Raw genomic sequence first — 9,882 nt, 5'->3', positions numbered from 1 at the left:
TCCAGCAAGCATCAAAGAAATGGACCATGCCGATCCGAGATTGGAAGCCTGCACTGAATCGCTTTATTATCGAGTTCGGTGACCGCCTGGACGGCCACCTGTAATGGGGTGGGCAGTTACACAGATTTATTTACAGCCTCGGGCTTTGATTTCTTCCGGAGTAGCACTGGCTCCCTTGGGCAGGCGACCACCAGACTGCGTACACGCCTTGAGGGTCCGGAATCCCTGGTAGTTTTTAACAACCTCGTACCAAGGGCTCTGTGGATCATGGCAAATACCCGACCCGGACTTTTTGATCACATCGGCTGCCCCAACCAAAGGCAGAGCCGATAAAACTAAGATCAGTAGCCATGCAGGTCGGCACCCAATCACGATTTACCTCCCTTCTTTCTTGGATCCGAGGCCTTTTCTGGTGACCGAGATTCATTTCCTGGCTTTTGAGACTCTTGCACTTTCTCTTTGGTCTCTTTGTTCTGGGTTTCGTTGGCTGCCAGCCGGGTTTCCAGTTGGGTGACTAGTCTCTCGGCCTCCTTCTGGGCGGAGCGGGCTTCGTCACGCTCCTTCTTTCGTTCTTCCGATTGTGCGGCGATCGCTTTCTTTTCAGCCTCAAGCTCACGCAGCATCCCTTGAGCCTCCGACAACTGATGACTCAGCTTTGCTGCCTCTTCCTCACGGCTTTCTACTATCGTCGCCCAACCATCCCGCTGTTTTCGAAGATCAGCTTTGTCGCTCTCCAGGCTCTCATTAGCTTTTTTGAGACCTGCAACCTCACCCTTCAAATCACTGGCCTTTTCTTGCTCTTTGCTTAACTTCTGTTCCGAAACAGCAAGATCCTTTTCCAGCTTTACCAGTTTGTTGCCGAGCTCTTTCCGGTCATCATTGACGGACTGAAGCTCCTTTCTCGTGCCTTCAAGCGCTTCCTGAAGGCTTTGCACTTGCCCTTCTAGCTCGTCAAAGGCCGCTGTGGCATCAATCAGCTCTGCTTCCGCGCTTTGTTGTTGCTCCTTGGCCGACTTCATGACATCGGCTACCCGGCGCTCTGCGGTTTTAACAGCACGGTTGTTAAGATTGATCGCAAGTGTTCTGACCTGATCCAGGAATGAGCTGGTCATTTCATTCAGTGCTTCTTCAACCTCAACAGGCAGATCCTGGACGGGCTCGCTTTCAACAACCTCCTGGCTCTGGCGGTAGTCCTCCCAAACCCTCACCAATCGCGACGGGTTGCCGCCCCCGATTTCCTTTCTCAAGGCAAAACCGGTTACTCGCCGACCGGCGCCTAATAACCGCTTCGCTGCTTCGATGATTTGCTCGTCTTCAAATTCCGCAGGGCGCATATGAACCTCGAACTAGTAGGGATATGCATCAAGTATAGCGCTTTATAAAAAATAAACAAACAAACAAAGAAACAAAGAAACAAAGAAACAAAGAAACAAATAAATTAAAGCCAAAAAGCCACGATGTTTTCGATGGAGCGCATCTTGGGCGCACAGATCAATCCGCAGCAATCAAATTGAACGCAGCGCACTGCTTGTGTGCCTAAACGTCACACAGATTGATTTTTGAGCAAGGGCAGAGTAGAGTAATGATGCTGGCAACAGTTAGAGGAAACAGGTTGTATTTCGTCGCACGCACTTGCCAAACCCGGGCTTTAAAACAGGGTCGCCTGAGCCAGCCAACGATAAATACTAGGAGCCAATCATGACCAAGCTGGGAAACGGATCTGCTGATCCGCGCCTTGTTGCGCGAGTCAGTCCGGAGATCCAAAAACACATAGCGCAAGCGGCTGAGCTCAGTGGAGTGACCTTGTCACAATTTGTGATTGAGTCATCCATGGACAGGGCAGATAAGGTTATTGAACAGATGACACGCATCAAGGTGACCGTTGAGACCGGTAACCGAATGCTGAGTCTGATGGATCAAAGACCTCGGAAACCTAAGTCAAGCAAGCTCATTCAGGACGCGCTCGATTACAGGGAAACGATAGATGCGAGCGAAACTTACACCGATTCAGAAGAGGCATAACCGCAGAGATTTTGACTGCGGTAATGAACAACTGAATAACTATTTAGCTAACAGCGCGCGGTCATCCGACTCCAAAAGGATGACAAGGACATTTGTCCTGGAAGATCCAAGAGACTCAAATAGGGTCATGGGTTTTGTGACGCTGACTCCCACCACAATCGACATTCCAGATGAGTGCTTTGCCGGTCGTAAACTTAAGAGTCCGGTACCCGCTCTGTTGCTCGCCAAAATGGCCGTGGATATCCGGTACAAGGGTCAGGGGTGCGGTAAACGTCTTTTTACCTACTCGATCATTACCGCAGCTGCGATTTCAGATGCCGTAGGTGGCGTAGGCTTGGTTATTGATGCCAAGGACCAGGATGCCAAAGCGTTTTACCTTGATAGGGCAGGTGACGACCTTGAGATCATCGATGAGACCGGCCTGAAGCTGTGGCTCCCGATAGGCGTATGCAACTTCATTGCAGGCATCGCGTAGGTCGCTCGTCGCTTATCACTGGTCTGCAGACCGTATTGCCTTTAGAGAGAATCCATCTTTGAAAGGCAATGCGCTCCAGCTAACGGGGCCCTGGAGACCGGGGCAGCAGTTACAACGGCATCATCCAGGTTGCCGGTCACTGGTGTGCCTGTATCAGAGATAGAAGTCCATAAGCCATGTTTGCACTATTTCATGTTTCTATAGTTATGTTTGTTTCGGAGCTGAAAAATAACGCCAAAACAACAAGGTAGAACGATTAGGGCAACTCACATGAAGACTCAGCATCTTTGAGACGGTCTAAGGCAACTCAATGACGGTAGAAAGCCACTCTCAAGAATTCTTAGAGCAACTTAAAGACGGTCACCCACAACCCAACGATGGTCAGGAAAAAAGCTACGTTTTCCACAAGTTGGCAGAGAACATTCACCAAGGGCAACCAGATGACGGCAGTCTTGAGGCCAGAAAACGCGGTCATTCGGCAACCTAAATGAAGTTTCTCGGGTTAAAAGGCAACTCAATGACGGGATCTTTCGTGTCAGAGCCGATATCCCTCTAACCCGGTGCCGATCGCAACCATCAAAAGCAACCGAATGACGGTAAGAACCGCTTCACCAGGCCCCAATTAAAGGCAACCGAATGACGGGCGGCACGCCACTCAGGCCTCGATGCTGACTAAAAGCAACTCGATGACGGTTCGGCGGCCTCAAAAAATAGCTAAAGGCAACTTAATGACGGGCTCAACCAGGATTTCGGCAACCGAATGATGGTCATTTCAGGCCTTCACAATCAAAATCCGATGAAGAATTGAGCAAATGGATGCTTGTGAGCCGGTAAAGGCAACCTTATGACGGCGAATTAGGCGTTAAACCGGCAAACTAGAGAGCTCATGACCAGTCCGGTCTACCAGGAATATCTAAACCAAACGTCATTTGGTTGCCCATGGCCGTCATTGGGTTGCCTTTTACCATCCTGGAGTTGCTTCTTGCCCTTTGCCCTTGAAGCTTTTTCTGTTGGGTGATATTTGTTCGAACCATCAATTCACTTATTCGGGGTTAATCGTGGGACAAGCAGCTGAAGCTAATCACCAGCTCGATTTAATTCCACTCAACGAAAACACCCCTAAGCTCCGGGTTGCGAAAGCCAACGCCTTGGTTGAGGCGCAATTTGAGCTAACCAGCCAAGAGCACAAACTTCTTTTGGTTGCCATGGCGCAGATCCGTAAAGATCAGACGCAGTTTCATGAGCAAGTCTTCCAGGTTCAGGATCTAGTAGCCCATTTGGAGCTCAATCCCAAAAACGCCTATCGAGATCTCCGCCGCATTTCTAAAGGCATTATGAGCAAGCAAGTCACTATCCGGAATGAAGACACCGGCGAATGGCGAATGTACCAATGGGTTTCCAAAGCTTATTGTGAGCGTGGATCATTCGGCATCAAATTTAGTGAAGAGCTCAAGCCTTTCCTGATCGGCCTGGTTGGCCGCTTCACACTTTATGAGTTAGGTCGAATTCTGCGAATGAAATCGAATTACGCGATTCGACTCTATGAGTTATTTCAGCAGTACCGTAAGTTCGGCAACCGGACCGTTGGGCTTGATCCTAAGCTCGCTGCTCGCAATGGTTGGGATAACTTCTCGAAGCTGATGGGCTACAACCCGGAAACATACGAAAGATTCGCCAATCTCAACCAGAAAGTTCTCCAGCCGGCTATTGCCCAGATTGAGCAATTTACTGAATTTAAAAAGGTCTACGTTAAAAAGATAAAGCACGGCCGTAAAACGGTTGCCCTTGAGTTCGAGTGGAAGACCATCGACACCTTGGAGGATCTTCCGAACCATCCGCTTTACTCGGATCTCAGAGCTCTCGGAGTAACCGATGCCTCCTGCAGAGAGATCTTCACCAAATATGATGAGGATCGAATCGTCAGCAATTTGGCACTGGCGAAAGCTCACCACAGGTCTCAAACACTCAGCAATCCCGCTGGATGGTTTGTAACGGCAGTTCGAGAAAACTATGCAAATCCAGAACTACCACTGGATGCGATAGAACAGGAAACTAAGGCGGACGCCTCAAAACCAAGCACAAGCCATCCTTTATTCCACGAGTGCGCTACTCCTGCCGAATTCCGTAATCTGGTTGCCGCAGAAAAGGATAGGGGAGAGCCTTTCTCCAGTTATTCGGAATTTCTGAATTATTCTGTTGCCCAACAGGTCGAAAAATTCCGATCTACAACCGATTGAACGCTTTCCTACCTCTTTAGGCCACAAGCCCAGAACTCCGCTTCAGATTCCCTGCATAAACCAAAGTCTGCCCAAACACGCCTGCCAGGTCTGCAGATACCAACTAAAATTACTAAGGTCCAATAAACAGGGTAATTGCGGAGCAGCTCCAGGGAGGATTTGAGCCATGGCAAAAGAAAAGAAAACTATGCCCGGGCCTTTAGCAATCACGCTTTTCGTGATCGGTGGAATAGTTGGATTCCACCTCGGCGATCTACTTAGCGACCACCGCGTCTGGGAGCAATATTTCTCCTGGGTCTTCGCCGGCGTTTTCGCTATCGGCTCCCCAGTAGTTGTCGCCGCTATCTTTTGGGACTGACCACCTATAACCCAATTTACAATTACGACTCCCAATAGTGAAGACTGGAGTACAAGAACAATAAACAAAGCTTAGGTTGTTAGCTGCCTACCGTTTAGCATACTACGCATAATAAACATTATGTTAAACCAGGTGCGGTGTTCATTTTAGTTCAGGAGGTTTTGGATCGGCCTGTAGCCCAGTGGCTGTGGGGTTTCCTGTAAATATCACCGAGACACGTCTACTGCTCTTACGCGCAGTCCATAAATTAATTCAGGGCACTTCGAACAACGCGCAAACTTGATCTTTAGAGTGCAGTCTGGTCGCGACTCTCGCATCCCCAAAGTGGGTTGCCTGGCAATTGGAGATGCTTGGGTGACTGAAGAGCGAAGTTGGGTTTGGTCGCAAAGCGAACGTTCAAATAGTGGGATTGTAACCATCCCCTAAAATCGGCGCATGCGTAATTAGAGTTCTCCGGCCTACAATGAGGCAAACGGAGAACGACATGAAGAAATCACGGTACAGCGAGTCACAGATCGTCAAGATCCTGAAGGAGGTCGAGGGCGGCCGCCTGGTCAAGGAAGTCTGCCGGGAGTACGGCATCTCCGATGCGACCTACTACAACTGGAAATCGAAGTATGGCGGCATGGAGGCCTCTGATGTGAAGCGCCTCAAAGAGTTGGAAGAGGAAAACCGCCGGCTGAAGCAGATGTACGCCGAGCTGAGCCTGGATCACAAGCTGCTGAAGGATGTGATCGAAAAAAAGCTGTAAAGCCAGCCGTTCGACGAGAACTGGTGGATTACCTCAAGCAGGCTCACGGTGTCAGCATCCGCAGGGCCTGCCGAATCGCTGGCATCAGTGACTCTGTGTACCGGTATCGACCAGATACCTCCCGGGATGAACCGGTGATTGCAGCACTTCAAAGCGCGACTGAACGCTATCCCGCCTACGGCTTCAGCAAGCTGTTCAAGGTGCTGAGACGCTGGGGTCACGGATGGAATCACAAGCGGGTACACCGGCTGTATTGTGCTCTCAACCTGAACAAACGACGACGGGGCAAGAAACGACTCCCGACACGAAACCCGGAGCCATTGAGCGTACCAGTCACCGTTAATCGATGCTGGTCCATGGATTTCATGAGCGACAGTCTGTTCTGTGGTCGCCGGTTCCGCACCTTCAACGTGGTGGACGATTTTAACCGGGAGGTGCTGGCTATTGAGATTGACCTGAACCTGCCAGCACCGAGGGTCATACGAGTTCTGGAGCGCATCATTGCTTGGCGAGGCTACCCGGCCAAACTACGCATGGATAACGGTCCTGAATTCATCTCGATGGCCTTGGCAGATTGGGCTGAGCAACACGGTATCGAGCTGGAGTTTATCAAGCCGGGCACACCAACTCAGAACTCGTATGTTGAGCGCTTCAATCGGACTTACAGGGACGAGATCTTGAATATGTATGTCTTCCGGAATCTCACCGAAGTCCGAGAACTGACCGAATCCTGGATGACGGAATACAACGATGAGCGCCCTCACGATTCACTGGAAGACCTGACGCCATGGGAATACCTGGCGAAACACCAACGAGCGGAAAACTCTAATCAGCGGTGCAACTGAAACAGGGATGTTTACAGGATAACGCGGAGCGAAGCGGCGGCCCGACAGGGACGGAGTCTGTCAACGTAGATGTCGCGTTTAAGTCATCAGCTCTTTAACAATTGGCCGCCTTTTCCGGGTTCAGAGTGACTGATTCCGGCAAGCTGAAGTTTCGGATATCACCAGACCAGCGACGCGGGTTCTCGGCTTTCGCCGCTTCGATAATCTGTTTTCGCTGGGCCAGGATCTGATCAGCTTCGCCCGTATGGCGTTGCTGAGGTGTTACGTAGTTCAAGGCGCTGTGTCGGTGCTCGGTGTTGTACCAGCGCACGAACGCCAGTACCCATTTGCGGGCCTCCTCGATCGTTCTGAAGCCGTTTACCGGGAACCCCGGGCGGAACTTCAGGGTTTTGAACAACGACTCCGAGTAGGCATTGTCGTTACTGACCCGGGGGCGACTGTTCGAGGGCGTAATACCCAGATCGTACAGTTTCTCCAAGAAGGTCGAGGCCTTCATGGGGCTGCCATTGTCGGAGTGCAGCACTAGAGGCTTGTCCTTCGTCGCCAGGTGTTCACGCCAGTAGGCCTTCTCGATGAACTCGCTGGCAAGCTCGCCGGTCTCACTGTGATAGACCTCGTGACCGACGATCTTGCGGCTGTATACGTCCAGCATCAGATACAGGTAGAACCAGGTGCCTTTTGCTGGCCCCGGCAGCCATGAGATATCCCACGACCACAGCTGGTTCGGTTCTGTGGCCTTGTGTGTAGTTGCCCTGCGCTTGCTCTGGGGCGCTTTTTGCCGACCTCTGGGGTGTACTTGATCCTTCTCCCGCAGAACCCGATAGAAGGTGGATTCCGAGGCCAGGTAGCGACCCTGATCCAGTTGATCCGCAACGATGAAGGCCGGCGGACAGCTTCGATATTCCTTCTGGTTGCACAGTGAGACCACGGCCTGACGCTCCGCCTCCGAGAGTTTATTGGTGGGTGCTGGTCTGGGCACCACCGGTCGTTGATCGGCGCTGACGGCCTTATCTGCCGTCCAGCGCTGATAAGTGCGTATACTCAGGTTCAGCAAGGCGCAGGCCTTGACCAGCCGGGCTCCGTTACCCTGAGCCTCTTGGATCAGGGTAACCGCCTGCTGGCGATCCGGGAGGCTGGTCATTCGTCCTCGTCTTTGGGGCCCCAGATCGCCTCGGCTTTTTTTGACAGCGTCAGCAGTGCAGCCGTTTCTGCCAGAGCTTTTTCCTTGCGTCGCAACTCGGCTTCGAGTTTTTTGACTCGTTTTTTCTCAGCCCTGGCCGCTTGCCGATTCTGCTTGGCCTGTTCATCCGACAGGGCATTGGCTCCCATGCAGGCGGCTTTCCAGGTTTCGATTTGTTCCGGGTAAAGGCCGTTCCTACGGCAATATTCACTAACTTCCGCCTCCGTCATCGGGGCGGTTTCCAGAACAATGCGGAACTTCTCTTCGCTACTCCACTTGTCTGGATGAGCTGAATTCGATGGCAAAACGGCACCTCGTCCTCTGGCGGCTTTACGCCAATTGTACAAGGTTGCGGTACTGATGCCTTCCTGGCTGGCCAACTCGGCAACAGTCAGACTGTGAGGTGGGGCCATCTTCTGGAGAATGGCTTCTTTACGTTCCGGTGAATAATGGGTAAGCGTCCGGGAATCACACCCTGTCAGGTATAGCCGGCTTCCAATGGTGAGGCAATAACTCATCAATGGCGTTGTTCTTCTGCGTTGGCAACCGGGTCAGCACATCCTTCAGGTAGGCATACGGATCATGCCCGTTCAGCTTCGCGGACTGGATCAGTGTCATCACAGCCGCAGCACGCTGGCCACTGCGCAGTGACCCCGCGAACAGCCAGTTGGAGCGGCCCAACGCCCAGGGCCGGATCTGGTTTTCCACCCAGTTATTGTCGATGGGCACAGCGCCATCGTCCAGGTAGCGCGTCAGCGCTGCCCACCGTTTGATGCTGTAATCCAGTGCTTTGGCCGTGCCGGAGCCATCCGGCACTTTCTGGCGATGCGCCAGCATCCACTGATGCAGTGCATCGGCAATCGGTCGGGCTTTGGCTTGCCGGATTTCCAGTCGTTTGTCCGGCGGCAGGTCTTTGGTGTCCCGCTCGATTTCGTAGAGTCCGCCGATGTATTCCAGTGCCCTGGCGGCCAGTTCGCTTTTGTTGGCTTCATGCAGGTCGTAGAACTTGCGACGGGCGTGGGCCATGCAACCGATCTCGGTGATGCCGTTGCCGAACCCGGCCTTGTAGCCGGCGTAATCGTCACAGACCAGCTTGCCCTGCCAGTCACCCAGGAAGGTGCGAGCGTGTTCGCCTGCTCGGCTGGGAGCGAAGTCATAAACGGTGGCTTTGAGGTCCGAGAACGGCGTGGTGCAGTAGGCCCAGACGTAGGCTTTGTGGGTTTTCTTCTTGCCCGGGGCCAGCATGCTGACCGGCGTTTCATCGGCATGCAGAACGTTGTGCTCCAACAGGGCATTTCTCAGGGCATTCACCAGGGGCTGCAACTGCACACCGCAGGCACCCACCCATTCGGCCAGGGTGGAGCGCGGGATTTCTAATCCGGCACGGCCGAAGATGCGTTCCTGGCGATACAGTGGCAGATGGTCGGCGTACTTGGCCACCAGCACCTGAGCCAGCAGACCCGCTGTCGGGATGCCCTTGTCGATCACTTGCGGTGGTACCGGTGCCTGGGTCAGGGTTTCGCATTTGTCGCAGGTCCACTTGCCCCGGATGTGGCGCTCGACGGTGAACTCGCCGGGAACGTAATCCAGCTTCTCGCTGATGTCCTCGCCAATGCGCTTGAGTTGGCAACCGCAGCGGCACTGCGTGCTTTCAGGTTCGTGGTGGATCAGGGTACGGGGCAGTTCTGGCGGTAGCGATGTACGCTTGGGTTGCTGCTTTGGTCGAGCGGCTTTCTGCTCATCGGTCATCGCCTGATCCAGTTCAGCTTCGATAGCAGCAAGGTCACTGTCGACCAGCTCGTCCAGCAGTTTTCCCTGAACGGCGTCCAGTTGCTCACTGCGACGTGCGAACTTGTGGCGCTTGAGGATGGCCACTTCGTGGGTCAGCTTCTCGATGACCGCATCACGGTGCACCAGTGCCCGTTCCTTGTTCTCGACACGATCGAACAGTTCCGTCGCGAGAGCACGGAGCTGTTCGGCAGAGAGTTGGTCGATATCGGGGCGCTGAGTCATG

At 52.9% G+C, this 9,882-nt stretch carries 9 protein-coding genes; 6 read left to right on the top strand and 3 right to left on the bottom strand.

The window, feature by feature from the left end; translation table 11 throughout:
• Positions 1-368 precede the first annotated feature (368 nt).
• Positions 369-1,334 (bottom strand): DNA-binding protein, encoded by a 966-nt coding sequence (locus AC13D2_RS01280; RefSeq protein WP_482938107.1) that lies wholly within the window; start codon positions 1,332-1,334, stop codon positions 369-371.
• Positions 1,335-1,698: 364 nt separating this feature from the next.
• Between AC13D2_RS01280 and AC13D2_RS01275 the strand changes: the two genes are divergently transcribed.
• From AC13D2_RS01275 to AC13D2_RS01250, 6 genes are all read left to right on the top strand, one after another.
• Positions 1,699-2,022 (top strand): type II toxin-antitoxin system TacA family antitoxin, encoded by a 324-nt coding sequence (locus AC13D2_RS01275; protein WP_104272348.1) that lies wholly within the window; start codon positions 1,699-1,701, stop codon positions 2,020-2,022.
• Positions 2,023-2,158: 136 nt separating this feature from the next.
• Positions 2,159-2,497, top strand: a complete 339-nt coding sequence (locus AC13D2_RS01270; RefSeq protein ID WP_482938106.1) for an N-acetyltransferase — start codon at positions 2,159-2,161, stop codon at positions 2,495-2,497.
• 310 nt (positions 2,498-2,807) lie between these two features.
• The gene (locus AC13D2_RS01265; protein WP_228210962.1) at positions 2,808-2,984 is read left to right on the top strand and encodes a hypothetical protein; all 177 of its coding nucleotides are present in this window, start codon (positions 2,808-2,810) and stop codon (positions 2,982-2,984) included.
• Positions 2,985-3,555: 571 nt separating this feature from the next.
• Entirely contained in the window at positions 3,556-4,734 is a 1,179-nt protein-coding gene (locus AC13D2_RS01260; protein ID WP_091643693.1) for a replication initiation protein, read from the top strand.
• Between the two features lie 166 nt (positions 4,735-4,900).
• The gene (locus tag AC13D2_RS01255; protein ID WP_091643569.1) at positions 4,901-5,092 is read left to right on the top strand and encodes a hypothetical protein; all 192 of its coding nucleotides are present in this window, start codon (positions 4,901-4,903) and stop codon (positions 5,090-5,092) included.
• Between the two features lie 484 nt (positions 5,093-5,576).
• Positions 5,577-6,688, top strand: a protein-coding gene (locus tag AC13D2_RS01250) for an IS3 family transposase (RefSeq protein ID WP_227507849.1) whose coding sequence is annotated in 2 segments (ribosomal slippage) — positions 5,577-5,838 and positions 5,838-6,688 — 1,113 coding nt in all. Because the reading frame shifts where the segments join, the coding sequence is not laid out codon by codon here.
• Between the two features lie 94 nt (positions 6,689-6,782).
• Here AC13D2_RS01250 and AC13D2_RS01245 read toward each other — a convergent pair.
• Positions 6,783-8,386 (bottom strand): IS3 family transposase gene (locus AC13D2_RS01245; protein WP_482938105.1). Its coding sequence is split into 2 segments (ribosomal slippage): positions 6,783-7,855 and positions 7,855-8,386, totalling 1,605 coding nucleotides; the frame shifts between segments, so codons are not numbered across the junction.
• Complete coding sequence (gene tnpC, locus AC13D2_RS01240; protein WP_482938104.1) at positions 8,337-9,881, bottom strand: IS66 family transposase; 1,545 nt, start codon at positions 9,879-9,881, stop codon at positions 8,337-8,339. Before tnpC ends, AC13D2_RS01245 begins: the two co-directional genes overlap by 50 nt.
• Position 9,882 lies beyond the last annotated feature (1 nt).

Source organism: Marinobacter sp. B-12 (assembly GCF_056857915.1).
This window is presented reverse-complemented; position numbering and strand designations above follow the sequence as displayed.

Bases quoted from the DNA above. Each gene is read 5' to 3' on its own strand.
- tnpC (WP_482938104.1), bottom strand. From the start codon at position 9,881: ATGACTCAGCGCCCCGATATCGACCAACTCTCTGCCGAACAGCTCCGT.
- AC13D2_RS01280 (WP_482938107.1), bottom strand. From the start codon at position 1,334: ATGCGCCCTGCGGAATTTGAAGACGAGCAAATCATCGAAGCAGCGAAG.
- AC13D2_RS01265 (WP_228210962.1), top strand. From the start codon at position 2,808: ATGACGGTAGAAAGCCACTCTCAAGAATTCTTAGAGCAACTTAAAGAC.
- AC13D2_RS01255 (WP_091643569.1), top strand. From the start codon at position 4,901: ATGGCAAAAGAAAAGAAAACTATGCCCGGGCCTTTAGCAATCACGCTT.
- AC13D2_RS01275 (WP_104272348.1), top strand. From the start codon at position 1,699: ATGACCAAGCTGGGAAACGGATCTGCTGATCCGCGCCTTGTTGCGCGA.